The following is a 19,560-nucleotide window of genomic DNA, read 5'->3' as shown; positions in this document are numbered from 1 at the left end:
TCGATGATTTAGTCTACAAAACTCGGGAAGTTGAAAGACCAGGTAGAAAGCTACCCAGGCTCAAAAAGCCAAAAAAACCTCATTATATGAATTATAAACCAATTTAATCCTTAACTAAACGACATTGGAATTTATTTCTTTAATATTTCGCAAAGTTTATTTCTATCATGTTTCCTGAGCAATACGATAAATGTAACAAATGATTATAGAGCTAAGAAGTGATACGTTGACCAAACCCACTTCAGGCATGCTTGAGGCGATGTGGTCAGCTCGAGTAGGGGATGATGTTTTTGGGGAAGACCCTACTGTCAACGCGCTAGAAGAAAAACTAGCGGCCATGTTTGGTATGGAGGCGGGTTTGTTTTGCCCTTCGGGCACTATGACCAATCAGATAGCAATCAGGTTGCATACAGGTTTGCAAACAGAGGTAATCTGCCATGAGCATTCACATATCTACCTGTATGAAGGAGGCGGGATTATGTCTAATTCCAATGCTTCTGTCAAGTTGCTAGGTGGGGAATTTGGGAGGTTAAGGCCCGAAGATATTTTAGATGCTATCAATCCTGACGATGTCCATGCTCCGGAGACTACGCTGGTTTCCTTAGAAAACACCATGAATAAGGGCGGTGGAAGCATATATGCCTTACGTGAGATTGAACCAATTTACAATATATGTAAACAAAACGGACTCAAACTCCACTTAGATGGAGCGAGGCTTTTCAATGCTTTGGTCGAAACGGGAGAAGATCCAAAAGACTGGGGTCGGATGTTTGATACCATATCGATTTGCTTGAGTAAGGGTTTGGGCTGTCCTGTGGGATCGGTACTAATTGGTTCACAACGGGATATTAAAAAGGCTAGAAAAGTAAGGAAAGCATTTGGTGGAGGTATGAGACAAGCGGGTTTCTTGGCCGCTGCAGGGATATATGCTTTGGATCATCACATAGATCGCCTCAAAGAAGATCATCGAAGAGCAAAGCAGCTAGGGGAAATGCTAGAAGGGCATGAAATGATCAAAGAAGTGTTCCCAGTAGTTACCAATATCGTTATTGCGAAGTTAAAAGAAATAAGCCCCGCTCTGATGCTAGAGAAGTTGTCAATTGTTGGAATCAAAGCAGTAAGATTTGGAAAAGATCAGATCAGGTTTGTCACACATTTAGATTTTGATGATGAGCAGCTTGAGCAGTTTGGAAGGAGACTGAATGATATTAATTATTAAAATCGTTCTTGTATGGGACTTGATATGAGGTGCTTTTAATGTGCATTCAGAGAATATGCTGTATAAGTATACTCAGCTTTATTGTTAGCTATGAATAATATCGATAAAACATATTTAAGAGTTGCTTATTAATCAGGTGAGAACGCATTGTTAAACTTCTTTTGAAATAACAGAATGAAGAGTTTTGGTTTGTTAGGTTTTAGTTGGTTTTTAGTTGTGGTTTTTTTAGCCACAAATACAAATGAGTGCTGTGCACAAAAAAAAGATTTAAGGTATCAAGGTCCAGAAGTTGGTGAGAAGTTTCCTGATTTTAACCTTGTGACGATAGATGGTGATGAAATATCTTTAGCTCAAATGAAAGAAAAGGTAGTTGTTTTGAATGGTTGGTTCGTTGGGTGTACTGGATGCAAGCAGGAAGAGCCATATCTCAAGGAAATTACAAAGCAGTTCATGGGCTCAAATCAAGTGGTATTTGTTGGTTTAGCTATGAGCAGTCCTAATAGGATAAGAAATTATCTTAGTAAAAGGGGTGATTATGGCTATTTGCAAGTAAGTGTTTCTCGTAAAGAGATGGAAGAGAATTTTGATATCATTTTATCCCCGAGCCACTTCATTATCAAGAATGGAGTTTTGATTGCAAAATATACAGGCCCCTTAGTTTCTATTGTTCCCGAGTATGAATGGTTTAAGGAAGAGATAGCAAAAGCGATTGACTTAAAATAAAAAATAGTCCTAAACAAGAGATGCTGATCAAGTGTTTTTATGCTCAAGATGATCATTCTAGGGCTTACTCGTTATGGTTACAGCATAAATTTTCGACTGGTCAAAAATTGATGAACGCTCACCGATTTTCTCTATATTGAATTGGTTTGGGTCAAAGTACATGGGTAATTCATCGAAAGGTAAGGGGAAAGGTACCCACTGATTAGCATGCCTTGTGTCATATTCGACGATGATGAACCTAGCACCTTGTCTAAACCATTCAAGACTATTTTTAATAAATTGACTTTTATCTCTTACATAGTGCAGGGCATTGGCTATGAGGATGCCATCTAGATTTTCTAGTTCAAAACCATTTCGGGTAAAGTCCGCTTGTAGGAATGAAAAATCAATGCTTCTTTCATTTAGAATTTGGAAGGCTTCATAAGAAGTATCAACACCTGTAATTGAACTTTCAGAAGGCAATAGTTGGGCTAAGACATAAGAGAAAAAAAACTGATCCAAAACCTAGATCATCCCATTTTTGAGGGATGGCGTTTATTGCCACCCCATCAGCGATTAAATTTATGCCATCATTTAGTTCCATATAGGAATTCACAGTTTGTCATAAAAGTATCAAATAATTTTCACGAAATCAGGTGTGGAACTTTATTTGCACTATATTTGTCATCCTTTTGGAAACAATGGGGCTGACCGGTTTTGACAGGAGGTGTAAGGATCGGGCTCGCATGTCAGGTGGAGTATGTACGCCTGTGAATAATTCATACGAACTATATTTGGCGAATCTAATTACGCCATGGCTGCCTAATCTATCCCTCAGGGGACTTAGATAATGCTTAAAGGGTTGAGTTTCGATAGATACTCCCCGGCCACATCTCACTGACCGTTGCACTGTCCGGTTAGATTTGAGGTGTCGACTTGACAGCGCTGCGCCTTGTGATGCTACTAAGCAAGGCTAAGATCAGTAGATAAGCTGCTCTTAGGTGTGTCACCCAGCAAAAAGCAGTCGAAAACCTAACAGGTGACTAAACATGTAGACGGTACGGTGTTTCCCTATCTGGACCAGGGTTCGAGTCCCTGCAGCTCCACTTAAAAACCTCCGCCTCTTCCAGTTTTCATTGAGAACTGGAAGAGGCGGAGGTTTTTGTTAATGAGGTGCTTGATTTTTAATACTTAAAGCCAACTGATTTATTTCAGAATTTTCCTCTTTTGCAGACCATTCAGGTATTTCAAAAGCTTCATTTTATATATGGTCTTCTTCCTATCTAGTATTATATTAAGTGATAAAATCTACTCAAAAATGCCAGTAATGATTTTTAATGGCGTTTTTGAGTATTTCTATAGACGCCATTATATCTGAATAATTAGCAATAATAAGTTGTTTTGTAAGTTTTAATCAACAAAATACCATTGGTGAATTTTCTCCTGGAAATAAAATCAAACCTATTCCAAGCTTTCTCTCAAATTCCACAACTCAATCATCCTAAAGTATCGAACTAGCATACTTTAGCTATATACCAAAAAATCAAAATTTGATCTGATACCAAATCCCTGCTCCCAGCAAAATCTATAACCTAAACAAAAAACACTCACTTCTCATCTCTAAATTCACCTTTCACTTCATCCTTCCCCCCTTCACCCTTCATCCTCCACCACAATCAAAAGCCTACAAATCATACCACTCCACTTCAAGGGGAATCCTGCGACCTCTAGCTTCAGGTGCAAAATGTTTGGACAGGTAAGTGACAATTTCTGCTTCTGCATCACCTAGTTCCCATAGCCCTTGCGTGGCTTGCATCCAGCGGATCACTTGAATCCAACCTTCTTTGGTAAACCTATTTTGAGTGATTAGCTTAGCGGAATGACAGTTGGTACAGTGTGTCAACACAAGCTGAAGACCTTCTCCTTCTACCAAGCCGACTGCTTCCAATGCTTCAGGAGTCCATTCGACTTCTTCATTGGGTTCGTTCTCTTGTTGATTACTAATGTTATTCTTAGACGAGTGGTTTTCCTTCAACGCATGAAGCCATTCTGGGTGCTGTTGTATCAGCATAGTGCCTACTATCATGCTGATGACAAGTAGCATGGCCAGACTACCTAAAATGAAGATAAACCTTAGCATTTTTTTCAAATCCTGCTCTTTCATATCAAGTCACTTTCACGGCTATTCGGTGGCAAGCATTGTTTAAGTATCCTTTTGGATTCCAGCCTGGGACTACCATGGGTTGGCTTTTTCCTTGATCATCGGTTGCCATGGCCCATACCTCATAATATCCTTTTTTGGGAAATTTGATCTGAGCTTCAAAATGCTGCCATGCAAAGCGATTGACAGGCTTTTCAAGAGTAGCAGAAGTCCATGTGCTTCCAAAGTCTATGGAATAAGCGACCTTGGAGACCTCTTGCTCTCCAGCCCAAGCGTGACCTCTGATCTTCAAGGCTGCGCTCAAAGCAAAAGTTGCACCAGACTTAGGGTAGGTGATGATTGACCTGATAGGCATGGAGGTGATGATTTGCATATTTTCTGCTTTGATTGCTTCCCCTGGTTCCATAGGTTCTATGGGGACTTGATAAGAAGGGGTTTCCATTTTTGCCCCATCATGTACTTTGTTTCTGACAGCGATGGTTTTGAGCCATTTGCCAGAAACGGAAGCTGGATATCCTCCCACTACCAGTCGCAATGGATATCCGTTGGCAAGGGGAATATCTTTTCCATTCATTTGAAAAGCCAAAAGTGTCTCCTCTTCCATGGCTTTGGCTATCGGCACACCTCTAGAAATCGATTCTTTTTTGGGATCTCCGCTCAAGTGCTCGTCTGTTCCATAGTATCCGATATATACAGCGTCTGCTTTGATACCCACATCTTGAAGCACATCTTTGAGTCTGACTCCAGTCCAATTAGCACAAGAGACAGCTCCTTGTCCCCATTGATTGCCTTCAGTAGGTGGGTAGAACTCACCTCTGCCATTTCCGCCGCATTCTAGTGTGACTTGGAAGGTGAACTGTTTGAACTTGCTTTTCAATTCTGACAAACTATAACTTTTTTCCGATTTGACAGACTCACCTTGTATGGTTAGCTTCCAGGAGCCTGGGTCAGGCCTTTTGGGAAGCTGCCCATTGTTTCTTACGAACATCTTTTCAGCTGGAGTTACTTTATCATCTAGAAGGTGTATAGGGGTCTCTACATTCCAAGGTCTGTCGTTAAGCACTTTGAGTGCTGGGTCTTTACCAAGACTTTTCAAGTCTTCTTGTTCATTGATCCCTATGGGAATATAGTCATTGAGCATCTGCTTGGCATAGACGATTTCAGCGCCAAGGATTGAGGCCATAGTCGCCAAAGACATCTTTTTTATGAATTTTCTTCTCTGATTTTTCACCTCAGTTGTATTTGAATACTGAAAATTAAAACTTCATGAAGCGATATCCAATAAATTATTGCTTAAGATATGGTGATCTGAAGATTTTTTAAGAAGAGTTCTGTATTTGAGTATATAAATAAGAGGTTTTAAAATTGGCTTCTTAGGAAGGTCTTGCTGAAAAATCTCGAGTTTTAAAATTTTCAGGTGCACGCAAATCAAGCTGGATCATTGAATAAGCTTGCACCTGCTTAAAAAGACAATCCTTATTAAATGGCGTATTCATAAAATTTCATGAATTTATTCTCCAGGTGGCATTTTTCAGTGCGTCTCAGGTAAATTGGGTGTGATAAAAAAGCCCTTCCAGAAGAATGAAAGGGCCTTTGTGAGAAATTATGTTAGTTTTTTTATTGAAATCTAAGCGGGGATATTTGCACTTTGAGCAAAACGGATTTCAGAATCTCCTACAAAAAACATCTATTATCAAGTCCCAAAATACATATTCAACTCCTCTACCATAGAGCCTTTGTCAACTAGGTCTTTGATCACTTTACCTTTTTCTAATAGCACAATCCTATCACACAGATCAGTCACATGATTAAGATCATGACTAGAGATCAAAAACGTCACATGCGAGAGGGCTTTTTCTTGGATGATGAGTTTTTTCAGGCGTACTTGTGAGCTTGGATCAAGGTTTTCAAATGGCTCGTCTAGCATCACCACTTCAGGATTGCCCAGCATAGCCGCAGCAATACCGACTTTCTTTGTATTACCTTTTGAAAGGTCGCGTAAGTATTTTTTCTTGCCTCTGATTTCGTCGTTGAAAAGTTCCTCGAATTTGCTCAGGTGCTGCTCGAGATCCTCCTCGGAGAGGTTGTAGATTTTTCTCAAAGTTTCGAAGTATTCATCAGCTGTGAGGTATGAAAGTAGCATGTGCTCATCAAGGTAAGCACCCACTTTATATTTCCAGGCTTCAGACTTGCTGACATCTTCACCCTCTAGAGAAACCTGTCCTTCTGTCGCTCTTACCAAGTCCAAGATAATCCTAAATAAGGTGGTCTTTCCCGCACCATTGTTGCCAACTAGGCCGAAACACTCTGCTTTTGGAATTTTAAGAGTTGGTATGTCTACGACTACAGCATCTTTGTATTGTTTTTTGAGGTTTTGTATAGTGATCATAGTTCTTGTCTGAATGCGGATGAAATTTGATATCTATTTTCTAAGATTTTTTTGATCGGTAAAGAAGTCAGGTAGCGTGAGGCAACGATTCCAGCCAATCCTGTTACTGCCAAGGCAACCAGCCCTGCGTACTGACTGATCAATAGCGCAAATGGCAGGTATACAGCATAAGGTCCAAGGAAAATTGGTAGCATCATCAGAAATTGAGCAATGCCTACGCCTTCATAATTGAACATGGCTCCCTTATTCAAGTCCATGGGTTTGGGCTTCCATAGGGATAAGTATACCACAAGATGAATCACCACGCCCATATTGAACAAAAATGTAGCAATATGAATGAGTAGAATGTCAAGCCCAAAATATACATATGGTACAGATGCTAAGAAGCTCAAAACTGATATACCCACGAAGAGTAAATACTTCCCTTTGACCAATGCTTCTACACCATTTCTTTTGATTAAGAAAAAATCAAAATTGGCAGAGTTCCAGCTCAAGAAGAGTTGGCCATACTGTAGCATAAAGATACTTGTGATAAATACTCCTACGAAAATAAACATGTGGCTGAAACCTTCTTCTGTTTGATAAATAGGATTGGTATAGAAAATCAATCCATAGAGCAAAAAGAAGCCTGCAAGCATCAGGTAAGTCCTACTTTTTTTGTGCCTGATGATTAGCTTCCACTCTAAATTCGCAAATTCACCCGCCAAGCCAAATCGATCGAAAACGCCAAAGCCTGCATTAGCAAACTTCACTTCCTCTTCCTTGGCTAAGTCTTCAAGATATGCATGTTGGTAATAAAAGCTGAAAGCAACACGGTACAATGCCAAACAAACTATAGCCATAACTGCAACAGGAATGAAGGAAGTCAAAGACCAATCAAAAATTGGCTTCATCAATTCCCCGACATTGAACCAACCGTAATAAGTAGAGCCAATGCCCAATAATAAAACAGCAAATATCACTACCAAGCCTGTGATGCTATCTTCAAATTTCTGTTTGAACCAAAGCATCAACCAATGCAGTGACCAGCTGGTAAATAAGATCGTCAATATCCACGACCAGCCCGCAGCATCTCCAAAGCGAGGCATTACTTCTGTAAATGCAAAAGGCGTAAATATCAACAAGGCTATCACCGATAATGGCGATACAAATGACCTAGCCAATAGGAAGTTGATGATCTTACTTTTCTTTATTGGTAGATGGAGGAAGCGCTCTAGCTCGATCACTGGCAGTTTCTGTGTGAAATACCTGTACATAAACTCAAACAGGAAAAAATAAATCAAATGTGCACTTACGGCTTCATATGCATCGGGAAAATTGAATCCTTTTTCCAATACATCCTTGAGAAAAATCCCAAGCATCAACAGGTATGAAAGCAACAATATGGCTAAAAACCCTAGAAAAATTGCCACCAAAACTGATTTGGCAAAGGCGGTAGAGCGCATAGTCTTTAGCAATTCTAGTTTAATTAATTGTATCATCATAGGCTTTCTGTTCAGATTTGTGACAGTTTTTGATTTTTGCCCTTCAATATAGTGCAGATTTTCTGGTTTTCAAGTATAATTTGCGTAATGGTAGTCAAAATTTAAACATAATTAAGGGGATCTTTTTAGAAAAAAACATTTTTATCAAGGAGTATCAAAAACTCAATCCTTCATTTATATTTGCTCGGTTTTTGTACTGACTATTAAAACTTTAACACCCAAATGTATTTCATGAAAAAAGCATTACTTCTAGTAGTTCTGGTGAATATGACCATAGGGATTTCTTCTGCACAAAATGTGGCTGATTCTCTGAGGATCCGACAGCTTGAAAAGGAAATCGAAGTGCTCAAAAACTTCAACGAGAGCTTATCTGATAACCTTGATATCACTAAAAAAGCGTTGAATAACTTGATCAATGATAAAAATATCACTGATGAGACACGATGGATATCTCTCAAGTCCAGTATCATACATTCTACACAGATTTATAAAAAGCTCAGTGATGATATCATCAACCTTAAATCAAGGATGACTGATCAAGATTATCAAGGATTTATCAATTCACTAGGGAGCATCGAAGGTGGTCCATTGGGTTTTTCCCTTGAGGAGGTGATCATGGATTCTGCCAAGAAAATCGGGATCTTCGAGACAAAGACGAAAATGGATCGTTTCTTAGAAATCACAAACAGTATCGTGTCAAGTCCATTGACTTCAGGGGTGCCATTTGTATCCCAAGCTTTCTTTGCTTCCAACTCTCTCATCAATGTAGCTTACAGCTCGATGCTGGGTGAAAAAAAACCAGATTTCCAGAAACTAGGGAAATTTGAGGGTGAGCTTAATAAATACTTGGTCTATTTCTCTGCACTGGACAAAGCCAATGCAATCAACCAGTCGTCAAACAGTGACAGGGTGGTCCTTTTGGAAAATCTTCAGCTAGAGTTGCTGGCTAAGCTCAAAAGAGATTCAGCCAAGCTTGGGTTTAGTGTGCCTGATCGTGCTAGTAATGAGACTTTGGACATCTATTTCAATAGGGTTTTGGGCAGGTTTTCGAATGAATATGTAACGCAATATCTAGCGCAGATCGAGTCTAAGTATCGGAATGGGGGACAGGTCAATTATGCATCATTGATACAAAATGAATCAGAGCTAAAGAACTACAGCAATCAAGTCAATGGTACCGTAGAGCTTGCGAAGAAGTTTATCTTATATTACGACAATTTCTTTGAGCTTGCTGACAACTACCATATCAAAGTGCTAGAAGCACTAGAACTTGCTCATCAGAACAATATCATCCAGCCTAAAAAAGGTAATAATGTTGCGCCAGAGACTCCACTACAGGTCTATGAAAAAATCACTAATAATCTCAAAGACAAGAAAATGACCAGAGACAACGGCATCAAAGCCAGTATAAACATAGCGGACCTAAGACAAAAGATCGAAAAGGTAGATGAGTTCAGGTTCTTGTAATGAATAGCTCGCTGAACTTTGGTCCAAGCACTATGAAACATAAGGCTTAGTCTGCGGCGTTCCAATAAGGCATTCGTTCACAGCTGGAGACTTCTATGCTGTAAAAGTTAAACTCTTGAGTGACTCGACCTTTGATCAAGTAAATACCTCGGCCTTTGAAGGGATGTTTTTTGACCACAGGAGGAAAGTGGACGGTGTCTACCCAGTCACCATCACGATCTATGAAGGTGCCGAAATTCATGACATCTCCTTTTATGGTGCGGGTGTATTTGATGGTGACCAGGTAGCCGATGATTTGTACTTGCTTGCCCAAGTATTGCTTCAGGTCTTTGGCCTTGATGCTAGTGGTGTTTTGATCCTTGATCAAGTGGAAAGGAGAATCTAGAGGGAATTCTAAAATGTCAATCTGATCCACAATCTCTTGTCGCAAATCAGCTTGCTCCAGTTCGGGTACTTGTAGCTCTCGGAATCCAGATTGACCAAAGAGTTCATTGCTAGCGACTACTTGCTTGCGCTTGTTCAGAATAAAGTGCGCCTCCCAAAGGAGTTCTTGTTTGCTTTTTCCTGTAAATCGAAAGCAGCCTATACGGATCAAGATCAATACTTGCTCTAAGCTAATAGCTACTCTTGCGATAAAGTCTGATAGTCCCATGTATGGTCCAGTGGTTAGCCTTTCTTTGAGAATTTTTTCTACACTGGCTTTTTCCAGATACTTCATGTGAATGAATCCCAGGTATACAGTTTTTCCACTGATATTGGTCAGGTATTCACTGTTGTTGATGTGCGGTGCTTGGATGTCTGCGCCGTTCATGCGAAGTTCATGGAAGTAAAATTCGGTATGGTAAAATCCGCCGAAATTATTGATCACTCCAACCATGAACTCTAGTGGGAAATAGGCTTTTAGGTACAGGCTTTGATAGCTTTCCACAGCAAAGGACGCAGAATGTCCCTTGGCAAAGGAGTAGCCTGCAAAGCTTTCAATCTGATGCCATACTTCATGGGTGATTTTCGGGTCTCTACCTAGTTTTTCACAGTTTGAAAAAAACTGATCTTTCACCCGCTGAAACTCATCCTTGGATCTCGATTTTCCACTCATACCTCGGCGCAAAATATCAGCTTCAGAAAGGCTAAGCTCGGCAAAGTAATGGGCTACTTTGATCACGTCCTCTTGGTAGACCATGATGCCATAGGTCTCTGGCATGATGTCGAGCATGACAGGGTGCGCTTGCTTGCGTCGCTCAGGATCCACGTGCCGTAGGATATACTCTCGCATCATGCCTGAGCGCGCCACCCCTGGTCTTATGATCGAGCTAGCAGCGACCAGTTCAAGGTATTCATCAGCTTTCATTTTTGCCAGTAGCATGCGCATGGCGGGAGATTCCACGTAGAAGGCACCTATGGTGTGTCCAGTTCTCAGTAACTCTTTGATTTTTGTATCTTTTTTGAATTTCTCGACCTCCCGAATATCTACAGCTATACCTTGATTTTGATGGATGATTTCTAGGCTGCTTTTAATGTGTCCCAGACCTCGTTGGGATAGGATGTCAAACTTGTGTAGGCCGATATCTTCAGCCGTATGCATGTCAATATGTGCTAGAGGGAATCCCTTGGGGGGCATTTCGGTAGCTGTGTAGTAGTGTATAGGTTTGTGGGAAATCAGTACACCGCAAGCATGTATGGTCAAGTGTGAGGGGGTGCCATGCAAGACTTGGCTGTACTTTAGGATCAGTTTGCCGTATTGGTCGGGTATATAGTCTACTTTTCCTGCATGAAAGATCAGGGACTCGATTTCCGTCTTAGGAAGACCAAAGACTTTTCCGAGTTCACGAAGCATGGAGTTTGCCTGAAAGGTACTGTACGAGCCTAAGAGCGCGACATGCTCTTGATCTGCCTTGTTGTATTTCTCAAAAATGTATTTGACCACCTCATCCCGATCTGTCCAGCTGAAGTCAATGTCAAAGTCAGGTGGGTTCTCTCGGTACAGGTTGATGAATCGCTCAAAGTACAGATCAAGTTCGATGGGGTCTACATCAGTAATTCCAAGACAGTAAGCCACGATGCTGTTTGCTCCACTGCCTCTACCTACGTGGTAGTAGTTCCTTTGTCTAGCAAAGTTAACAATGTCGTAGTTGATCAGGAAATAAGAGACAAAGCCCTTTTGCTGAATCAATTCCAATTCTTTTTCAAGTCTTTTGCCAATGTCCATGTCTAAGTTTGGGTACCGATTTATAGCACCTTTGTAAGTTTCTTGGCGTAGAAAGTCAAAGTCTTCCCAGTCTGAGCCGAGGATGTCGCGCTTGTTTTTGACAGCTTGGAAATAAAAGGAGAACTGACAGGCTTCGAGTAGTCGCTGTGCATTGTATAGCAAGTAGCTATGTCCCTCACAGCGCGATACCATGTCCGCATAGGAGTATAGTGTATCACAGATATTGCCTTGCTCATCAGGATCTAGTTTACTGAGTAGGGTGTTCTTGTCTATTGCACGCAGTAGTCTGTGTGCATTGAATGCAATCTTGGAAGTGAAGCTCGCGGGTTGTAGTAGTACGAGTTTGTCTTTATGACGGTGCCAAGAGGATTTGGTAAGGCGATTGAGTTGATAGGGGTGGATTCCGATGAACTCGTTTTCCCGAAGGGGGAATACTTTTTCACGAAAGGGGTAGATGATGAAGCTGTGGAGGAAAGCCGGGGCTTGCTCATCAAATGGTGCTCCTTTGATGCGTCGGCTCGAAAGATGATGATTGAGCTCATAGAAACCTTCTTGGTTTTTGGCTAGGCCGATATATTGCTGCTTGACGCCATTCCGAAAGTCTATACCGATGACTGGATGTATGCCTGCTTGCTGCGCTTCTCGGATGAAGGGGAAGACACCTGCCACAGCGTTGATGTCAGTCAAGGCAAGTGCATCGAGCTTTTTACTTTTGGCTTCAGCTATCAGATCACTTATGGAAAGTGTGCCGTATTTGAAGCTGTAGTGTGAATGGCAATTGATAAGCATAGAATTTTTGAAATATGCCTCCCCTTGGTCGGCGTAATAAATGGATATCCGCTACGGCAGACAAGTTATATCTGCGCGATATACACCTCCTTTTGGTCGGTGATGCAAATCGAAATTTCCCACGTATGGAAGATTATTGCATCTCGAGAGACTGAGAGCAAGTCCTATAGCGTATATTGACAGAGATTAAAATGTTTATTTAATTGACATTTTAATGTTTATAAATTAATCATGAAGTGTAGAGTCTTCCAAGGATTTGAAGAGAATTGTCGTAAAAAGTTTTTGGGCTGAGGATAAAATGAATAAAATTGTAATCTGAATATTTTTAAACAATAGAATACCTATGGATCAATGGATTGATTATCTAGACACTATCGTGGAGCAGGAGCTTCGGTGGAATGTATACAAGACAATATTGATCATAGTTGGACTGTGGTTGATCAAGAAGCTTGCGTTCAAGATCATAGGAGCGAAGAGAGAAGAGACTGAGCTCAAGAAGTTTTACCATTGGAGAAAAACCATTCAATACATAATCGTTTTTATCGGTTTTTTACTCATTGGAAATATTTGGATCAATAACTTCCAGTCGATTACGACATTTCTGGGGTTGTTATCAGCAGGCATTGCGATTGCGTTGAAAGACATTTTTGTCAATGTGGCTGGCTGGATGTTTATCTTGTGGAGACGTCCCTTTGATATAGGGGATAGGATTCAGGTGGGGGATTTCAAAGGTGACGTGGTAGATACTCGGGTTTTTCAGTTTAGTATCTTGGAAGTTGGCAATTGGGTGGATGCAGAGCAGAGTACAGGTAGGATCATTCATGTGCCAAATGGGATGGTCTTTTCGATGCCTCAAGCCAACTACAGTCAAGGATTTGATTATATATGGAATGAGCAGCGGATCAACATCAGCTTGAATTCCGACTACAAGCGAGCTAAGCAATTGCTCAACGAGATGCTTGATGAGATATTTAAGAAGGAATACAAAGGGATACAGGCTGCATTAAGAAAAGCGCAACAAGATCATTTTATATCATTTGCACAATATACACCGACGATATATGCAAAGATCCATGAGCGAGGTATCCAACTCTCTCTGCGGTATCTTTGCAATCCTCGCAAAAGAAGGTTTTATGAGCATATGATCACCGAGTTGATCATTGAGAAGTTCAAGGCTGAGCCAAATGTGAAGATTGTCTACCCTACTACTTCAGTGATTCTGGAGAATGGGAACAATATGGGTGCTCAGAATTCCTGAGAAGATTTTTGATAGCGAGCGTTAGATTTTGAAGACAAAAGAAATTATAGAAGTCTTTTAGAAAGGGTGATAGCAATTCAAAAACAATATTTTGATTAATAGTTTTAGGATGTGAAGTAAAGCATCTGAGCCTTTATGCTTTCGAGAAATTGTCAGGAAAAGGACTTTTTGAATTGAGTTTTTTGATTTTTTCAACTGAAACTAGGAAAAAAATGAGATTAATTTTAATGCAAAAATTACATTTTTAATGTGTTAAAGACATTATTTGCCTATTTTGAGAAAAAAATAAATAAATTTTTTCTAATTTATATTATTCTGTTTCTTATTTATTAAGACGAAGTTTATTTGGTGAATCTCTGATATATCCTTTTATATCTTGAGAAATTTTATTGATGAAATTCGTTTTTTGGTCAAATAATATTAATTTTTTATTAAATAAATGTTTTTTTATTTTATTTGACATATTAATTATTTGATTTTGTTGTGAATTAGGATATTTTGAAATATAATTTGATTTTAGAATAAATAATATGATTTATAGTATTATTTGGTTTATTTTAAAATGATGTTTTATAACAAAAATTATGAATATTTGTATTTCTTAATTATTGTTAAACCAAATAATATAACATGAAGAGAGTTTTATTGTCTATTCTGTTTCTCATCATTGCATCAAGCAGTGCGTGGGCACAGGGTAAAACAGTAACAGGTCGGGTGACCTCTGCTGAGGAGCCGGAAGGAATTCCGGGGGTGAATATTGTGATAAAGGGTAGTAGTACAGGTGCTACTACGGATTTGGATGGAAGGTACTCTATAGAGGTACCATCAAACGATGCAGTTCTTGTATTTAGTTTTATTGGATATAAGACAACAGAACAAAGGGTTGGGAATAGGTCTGAGATCAATCTTGATTTTGCATCGGATTTGTCAGATTTGAGTGAGGTTATCGTTACAGCACAGGGGATTGAGCGGGATGAAAGATCTTTAGGCTATGCCGTACAATCTGTAAAAGGCGATATGGTAGCTCAAAAATCTGAGCCAAACTTATTGAATTCCCTACAGGGTAAGCTTACCGGGGTTAATATTGTAGGCTCGTCTGGAGCACCAGGAGCATCCACAAACATTAATATTAGGGGTATTACCTCATTTACAGGGTCGAATCAGCCACTTATTGTAGTTGATGGAATCATTTTTAGCAATGATACGGATAATACTCAGAATACACTTTTTGGTTCACAGCCTTCCAACAGGCTAAATGATATTGCTCCTGAGACCATTGAGTCTGTGAACGTGCTAAAAGGTCCAGCTGCTGCCGTGCTTTATGGATCTAGAGCTTCTGCGGGAGCAATCATCATCACTACCAAAAGTGGTGCAGGTCTTGAGAACAAAACAGAGGTAACTGTAAACTCCTCTGTAAACTTCCAAAATGTATATGGTCTACCAAAATTTCAAAACCAATATGGTCAAGGTACACAGAATGATTTTAATAATACTTCGACAGGTTCTTGGGGGCCAGCTTTTGGTACACCAGGGTTTGAAACTGTAGAAACTAGCTTTGGTACCACTGTGCCCTATCAAGCTTTCCCTAACAATATCAGGGACTTTTATCAGCAGGGTAAAATCATTCAGAACGGTGTAAGCGTCGCTTCTGGAGATAGAGATGATAACTTCATTGTTTCCATGAATACCACCATGCAAGAAGGTATTATTCCAAACTCTTCTTTTGATAGATACAGTGTTCAAGTTGGTGGAAATAAAAAGCTGAACAATGGTGTCAAAGTGAGTGGGAATGTAACTTATGTTAGATCTGAATCACAAAATACCATAGTGGGTAATGGGGGGTCTGCTTTTGGGCAGATTACTAGAATTCCAAGATCATATGATTTGGTAGGGCAGCCTTTTCAAGATGAATTTGGGAATAGCTTGTATTATAATCCTACACAAAATCATCCACTTTGGAGTTTGGAAAACGAATTCTTAAGAAGTAAGGTAGATAGGGTATTTGGTAATTTCAAAGTAGGATACGATATATCTGACTGGTTGAATGTTTCCTATAGGGTAACAGCAGATACTTATGTAGATAGGAGAAAAGATGTGGCTAGAATTGGTTCGGCTCGTACTCCTGCAGGTAGTATCGGTGAAGACATGTTGTTTAGATCAGAGCTGAATGGTGACTTGATGATCACTGCTTCTAAGTCAAATATCCTAACGGAAGGCTTGGATGCGACCTTATTGCTGGGTCAAAATATCAATCAGAGAAACTTCCAAAGCTTAGGTGTATTTGGGACGGATTTGAATGTGCCTTTCTTCGACAACGTGAGCAATGCGTCTGTCTTTACAGGTTCTGGAGAATTTTCTAATGTAAGAAGATTACTTGGTCATTATGCACAATTAGCATTGGCATACAACAATTATTTGTTCCTGGAACTTTCAGGAAGAGTGGATCAATCGTCTACTTTGCCAGCAAATAATAATGCATACTTCTATCCTTCTGTTGCGGCAAGTTTTGTCTTGACGGATGCATTGAACATAGAGTCTAACTTTCTATCTTATGCAAAGTTGAGAGCAAGTGCAGCTACTGTTGGTCGAGATGCGGATCCTTATTTGCTCAATACTTTTTTCAGCACCGCTTCCTATGGGAATAATGTGGCTTCTATTACTTTTCCAATAGGTGTTGGAGGAAACAATATCCCAGGTTTTGCTGTAGGAACTAGGCTTGGTTCTGATCAATTGACACCTGAATTTGTTACTAGTTATGAAGTAGGTGGTAATTTTGGACTATTTAACAACAGATTGTCAGTAGATTTAGCATATTTCTATACCCAGTCTACCAATCAGATTTTTGATGTAGCGGTATCAAATTCTTCAGGATTTGACACCCAAACGACCAATGTCGGAGAAATGGTCAATCAAGGTATTGAATTAGAACTAAACGGGACAATACTCCAAGCAGGTCAATTCACTTGGGACATGGGCTTGAATTTTACGCGAATCAGAAATGAAGTCAAATACATAGCTCCAGGAGTGGATCAATCTAATATCCCAGGGAATGGTTTCGTTGGTCTGACGCCTTCGATTGTGAGAGGTCAGCCATATGGTGTATTAGTCGGAAATGCCATGCAAAGAAATGATGCGGGCGAATTGTTGATCAATCCTTTGACAGGTGGATACATGCCAACTATTGCAGGTCAAGTGATTGCCAACCCTCAGCCAGATTGGGTAGCAGGTCTTATGAATACTTTTTACTTCAAAGATTTCACGCTAGGTGTATTGGTGGATACCAGACAGGGCGGAGATGTTTACTCGTTTGGTATGGTAGATCAAAGAAATGGTGGTGCTTTAGAAATGACAGGCATAGACAGAGATTTGCCTAGGGTGCTACCAGGTGTGATAGATATGGGTGATGGAGAATATATGCCAAATAATATTCAAGTTCCAGCACAGACTTATTGGTCAGGACTAGGGGGATTGATCTCTGAAAGTGGTGTATATGATGCTACTGTTTGGAGATTGAGAGAAGTAAGTTTGACTTATTCTTTGCCGAGAAGATACTTGGAGAGAACTCCTTTTGGGGAGGCTAGTATTGGATTTAGTGGAAGGAACCTGTGGTTCTTTGCTCCGGGATTCCCTGGTGACCCAGAGACCAATACACAAGGTGCTGGTAACATCCAAGGACTTGACTTGAATGGTATGCCAAACACGAGAAACTATGGTGTCAACATTAGATTTACACTTTAATTTAGGAGATAATGAAAGTATTTAATAAAATTTTATACGGAGCGACTTTCGCTTTATTAGTGAGTAGCTGTAGCGAATTTATGGATATCAATGATAATCCTAATAATCCTGATGCAGTTACTCCTGAGTTGCTATTGCCAACTGGTCTAACTGGAGCAGCTTTCGCAAATAATAATGAACTCAATAGGTTTGGGTCAACGGTGATCTCAGTAACTGCTGGGGCTGCAAACTCTCCATCTGCTTACGATGTCTATGATATTGATTCCGATGATTTTGGTAACCAATGGAGATTTGAATTGTATAGTGGATCTCTCATTGCTTTTGAAGAAATGATAAGGGTCTCTGAAGAAGTTGATGCAAAGGCTTATAGTGGTATAGGTAAGATCATGAAAGCTTATGCTTTCGCTTTGACTACTGATACTTGGGGTGATATTCCATATTCTGAGGCATTAGGAGGCTTAGGAAATACACAGCCTGCTCTTGATTCTCAAGAGGACATCTATAAGGGAGCTGAAGGTATTCAAAGTTTGTTTGACTTGGTGAGAGAAGGGATAGCTGATCTTGGAGAAGAAAGCTCATTGATGCCAGGGCAAGATGATATCGTGTATGGTGGTGATTTGGATCAGTGGAGAAAGGCTGGATATACCTTGATGTTGAAGATGGCCATTACCATTTCTTACAGAGAACAAGCTTTGGCTACCACGATCATCAATGAAGTGCTTCAAGATGGTGAGCTGATTACAAGCAATGTGGATGACCTTAACGTCAGATTCGGAATGGCGCAAGGTAGCTATGCTCCTGCACACGAGTGGACAAATGTATCTACTTTTGCAGGTGATTTGATCATCAGTACAAGGTTTGTAAACTTGCTGCAATCCAAAAATGATCCAAGGTTGCCGCTATTCGTCACTGCTCCTACAGGCTCGTATGTGACGATTGATAATGGATTTGCCGGTCAAAGACCGCTTCCACAGACCTCCTGGTCTAGGTTCAGCTCTTATGTGACGGGTAATGGTGCAGGTCCAGTAAGGCTAGTAACCAATTTCCAAAGAGCCTTTAACCTAGCCGAGGCGGTAGTGCGACTTGGTGTAGCTGGTGATGCCAATGAATATTATCAAGAGGGTATCAGGGCTTCTATGAGTCTAGCAGGATTGTCTGCTTCTGAAATTGACGCTTATTTTACAGCAAATGCTGATGAAGTCAATTTGACTGGAAATGTGGATGATGACATGGAAAAAATCATCACTCAAAAATATATCGCTTGGTTCGGAAATGGTGTAGAACAGTGGACTGACTGGAGAAGAACAGGCTTCCCTACCTTGGCTCCTCACCAAAATGCTGGGGGTGTTGATCCTAATCAGCGTCCTTTGAGAGCACAATATATTTCTCAGGAGATAAATAGGAATCCTAACTTCCCTAATAACATATTTTCAAATGTGCCTGTTTGGTGGAATGAATAATTTAAACACATGAAAAAGATGAAAAATTATATATTTCTTTTGATTTTAGCCCTGTTTGCTAGCTCTTGTGAACAGGACTTTGGTGAGCTTAACAGTGACAATGTAGCCCCCGTGCCCTTGACATTTCCAAATGCAACAACTGTTGGTTTTGATCCTTATATAAGCGTATCTCTGGGAGATGGTGGTGAGATCAGATATGAAATGGAGATCCCTGAGTCTTCCGGGAGAACAATTGCAGAAATCACCAAAGTAGTAGGTGGTGCGTCCGATCTTAACGTCGGAACTTTGAGCTCTGGAACGAGCTACATTGATGACCCGATTCAAGTTGGAAGTACAAGTACTGAGTTTGTGACGTCTATTTCTGAGTTTGAGGAAAGAGTTCGCACAAATAGTGCTGGAGAAGTTACATCAGTGGAAGTAGGAGATGAATTAGCATTCTTGTTTTTGGTGACACTTGATAATGGTGATCAGATCGTTTCTACTAGAGTAAGAGTAAGAGTTGTAGAATAAATAAAACTCAAATTATCAATATCTTGAAAGGATGGCAGATTTACTGTCATCCTTTTTTATGGTGTGCCGTGCATGGTAACTAACTAGGTGGTGAAAGTCCACTGTGGGGGTTTGTAATCGCCAACCACTAGCCAAGAGCAAGGGTGTCCAATGCGAAGTGGAATCTGAAGGAAGCTG

13 protein-coding genes and 1 other RNA gene are annotated in these 19,560 nt (G+C 40.2%); 8 read left to right on the top strand and 6 right to left on the bottom strand.

Annotated features, from left to right (window positions below):
• The first annotated feature begins 199 nt into the window (after positions 1-199).
• Both MM239_RS18500 and MM239_RS18495 read left to right on the top strand, forming a co-directional pair.
• Entirely contained in the window at positions 200-1,219 is a 1,020-nt protein-coding gene (locus MM239_RS18500) for a threonine aldolase family protein (RefSeq protein ID WP_241349774.1), read from the top strand.
• Positions 1,220-1,393: 174 nt separating this feature from the next.
• Positions 1,394-1,942, top strand: a complete 549-nt coding sequence (locus MM239_RS18495; RefSeq protein ID WP_241349773.1) for a TlpA family protein disulfide reductase — start codon at positions 1,394-1,396, stop codon at positions 1,940-1,942.
• A 57-nt stretch (positions 1,943-1,999) separates the two neighbouring features.
• Here the strand turns inward: MM239_RS18495 and MM239_RS18490 are convergent, their stop codons facing one another.
• Entirely contained in the window at positions 2,000-2,443 is a 444-nt protein-coding gene (locus tag MM239_RS18490) for a class I SAM-dependent methyltransferase (RefSeq protein WP_241349771.1), read from the bottom strand.
• A 181-nt stretch (positions 2,444-2,624) separates the two neighbouring features.
• Between MM239_RS18490 and ssrA the strand changes: the two genes are divergently transcribed.
• Positions 2,625-3,030, top strand: a transfer-messenger RNA (tmRNA) gene (gene ssrA, locus MM239_RS18485).
• A 575-nt stretch (positions 3,031-3,605) separates the two neighbouring features.
• On the opposite strand, the gene MM239_RS18480 is transcribed toward ssrA, so the two are convergent.
• The 4 genes from MM239_RS18480 to MM239_RS18465 form a co-directional block, all read right to left on the bottom strand.
• Entirely contained in the window at positions 3,606-4,085 is a 480-nt protein-coding gene (locus MM239_RS18480; RefSeq protein ID WP_241349769.1) for a cytochrome C, read from the bottom strand.
• A gap of 1 nt (position 4,086) precedes the next feature.
• Positions 4,087-5,280 carry a sulfite oxidase gene (locus MM239_RS18475; RefSeq protein WP_241349776.1) on the bottom strand — a complete coding sequence of 398 codons (1,194 nt, stop codon included), beginning with the start codon at positions 5,278-5,280 and terminating at the stop codon, positions 4,087-4,089.
• A 495-nt stretch (positions 5,281-5,775) separates the two neighbouring features.
• Complete coding sequence (locus MM239_RS18470; RefSeq protein ID WP_241349767.1) at positions 5,776-6,471, bottom strand: ABC transporter ATP-binding protein; 696 nt, start codon at positions 6,469-6,471, stop codon at positions 5,776-5,778.
• On the bottom strand, positions 6,468-7,955 hold the full coding sequence (locus MM239_RS18465) for a DUF5687 family protein (protein ID WP_241349765.1): 1,488 nt from the start codon (positions 7,953-7,955) through the stop codon (positions 6,468-6,470). The genes MM239_RS18470 and MM239_RS18465 overlap by 4 nt, the downstream gene beginning before the upstream one ends.
• A gap of 231 nt (positions 7,956-8,186) precedes the next feature.
• Here MM239_RS18465 and MM239_RS18460 point away from each other — a divergent pair, with 231 nt between their 5' ends.
• Positions 8,187-9,422 carry a hypothetical protein gene (locus MM239_RS18460; RefSeq protein ID WP_241349762.1) on the top strand — a complete coding sequence of 412 codons (1,236 nt, stop codon included), beginning with the start codon at positions 8,187-8,189 and terminating at the stop codon, positions 9,420-9,422.
• Between the two features lie 46 nt (positions 9,423-9,468).
• On the opposite strand, the gene MM239_RS18455 is transcribed toward MM239_RS18460, so the two are convergent.
• Positions 9,469-12,417 (bottom strand): DNA polymerase III subunit alpha, encoded by a 2,949-nt coding sequence (locus tag MM239_RS18455; RefSeq protein ID WP_241349760.1) that lies wholly within the window; start codon positions 12,415-12,417, stop codon positions 9,469-9,471.
• A 343-nt stretch (positions 12,418-12,760) separates the two neighbouring features.
• Between MM239_RS18455 and MM239_RS18450 the strand changes: the two genes are divergently transcribed.
• The 4 genes from MM239_RS18450 (at position 12,761) to MM239_RS18435 (ending at position 19,383) form a co-directional block, all read left to right on the top strand.
• Entirely contained in the window at positions 12,761-13,675 is a 915-nt protein-coding gene (locus MM239_RS18450) for a mechanosensitive ion channel family protein (RefSeq protein WP_241349758.1), read from the top strand.
• 630 nt (positions 13,676-14,305) lie between these two features.
• Positions 14,306-17,413 carry a SusC/RagA family TonB-linked outer membrane protein gene (locus MM239_RS18445; protein ID WP_241349756.1) on the top strand — a complete coding sequence of 1,036 codons (3,108 nt, stop codon included), beginning with the start codon at positions 14,306-14,308 and terminating at the stop codon, positions 17,411-17,413.
• A gap of 11 nt (positions 17,414-17,424) precedes the next feature.
• Positions 17,425-18,873, top strand: coding sequence for a SusD/RagB family nutrient-binding outer membrane lipoprotein (locus MM239_RS18440; RefSeq protein WP_241349754.1), 1,449 nt, complete (start codon positions 17,425-17,427; stop codon positions 18,871-18,873).
• Between the two features lie 18 nt (positions 18,874-18,891).
• Entirely contained in the window at positions 18,892-19,383 is a 492-nt protein-coding gene (locus MM239_RS18435; RefSeq protein ID WP_241349752.1) for a hypothetical protein, read from the top strand.
• The last annotated feature ends 177 nt before the right edge of the window (positions 19,384-19,560 follow it).

Origin of the sequence: Belliella filtrata, from assembly GCF_022549775.1 — a bacterium.
Taxonomy (GTDB): Bacteria; Bacteroidota; Bacteroidia; order Cytophagales; family Cyclobacteriaceae; genus Belliella; species Belliella filtrata.
The sequence above is the reverse complement of the archived record's forward strand: the minus strand, read 5'-3'. Positions and strand labels throughout refer to the sequence as shown.

Bases quoted from the DNA above. Each gene is read 5' to 3' on its own strand.
- MM239_RS18455 (WP_241349760.1), bottom strand. From the start codon at position 12,417: ATGCTTATCAATTGCCATTCACACTACAGCTTCAAATACGGCACACTT.
- MM239_RS18495 (WP_241349773.1), top strand. From the start codon at position 1,394: ATGAAGAGTTTTGGTTTGTTAGGTTTTAGTTGGTTTTTAGTTGTGGTT.
- MM239_RS18475 (WP_241349776.1), bottom strand. From the start codon at position 5,280: ATGTCTTTGGCGACTATGGCCTCAATCCTTGGCGCTGAAATCGTCTAT.
- MM239_RS18435 (WP_241349752.1), top strand. From the start codon at position 18,892: ATGAAAAATTATATATTTCTTTTGATTTTAGCCCTGTTTGCTAGCTCT.
- MM239_RS18465 (WP_241349765.1), bottom strand. From the start codon at position 7,955: ATGATGATACAATTAATTAAACTAGAATTGCTAAAGACTATGCGCTCT.
- MM239_RS18445 (WP_241349756.1), top strand. From the start codon at position 14,306: ATGAAGAGAGTTTTATTGTCTATTCTGTTTCTCATCATTGCATCAAGC.
- MM239_RS18450 (WP_241349758.1), top strand. From the start codon at position 12,761: ATGGATCAATGGATTGATTATCTAGACACTATCGTGGAGCAGGAGCTT.
- MM239_RS18500 (WP_241349774.1), top strand. From the start codon at position 200: ATGATTATAGAGCTAAGAAGTGATACGTTGACCAAACCCACTTCAGGC.
- MM239_RS18480 (WP_241349769.1), bottom strand. From the start codon at position 4,085: ATGAAAGAGCAGGATTTGAAAAAAATGCTAAGGTTTATCTTCATTTTA.
- MM239_RS18440 (WP_241349754.1), top strand. From the start codon at position 17,425: ATGAAAGTATTTAATAAAATTTTATACGGAGCGACTTTCGCTTTATTA.
- MM239_RS18470 (WP_241349767.1), bottom strand. From the start codon at position 6,471: ATGATCACTATACAAAACCTCAAAAAACAATACAAAGATGCTGTAGTC.
- MM239_RS18460 (WP_241349762.1), top strand. From the start codon at position 8,187: ATGAAAAAAGCATTACTTCTAGTAGTTCTGGTGAATATGACCATAGGG.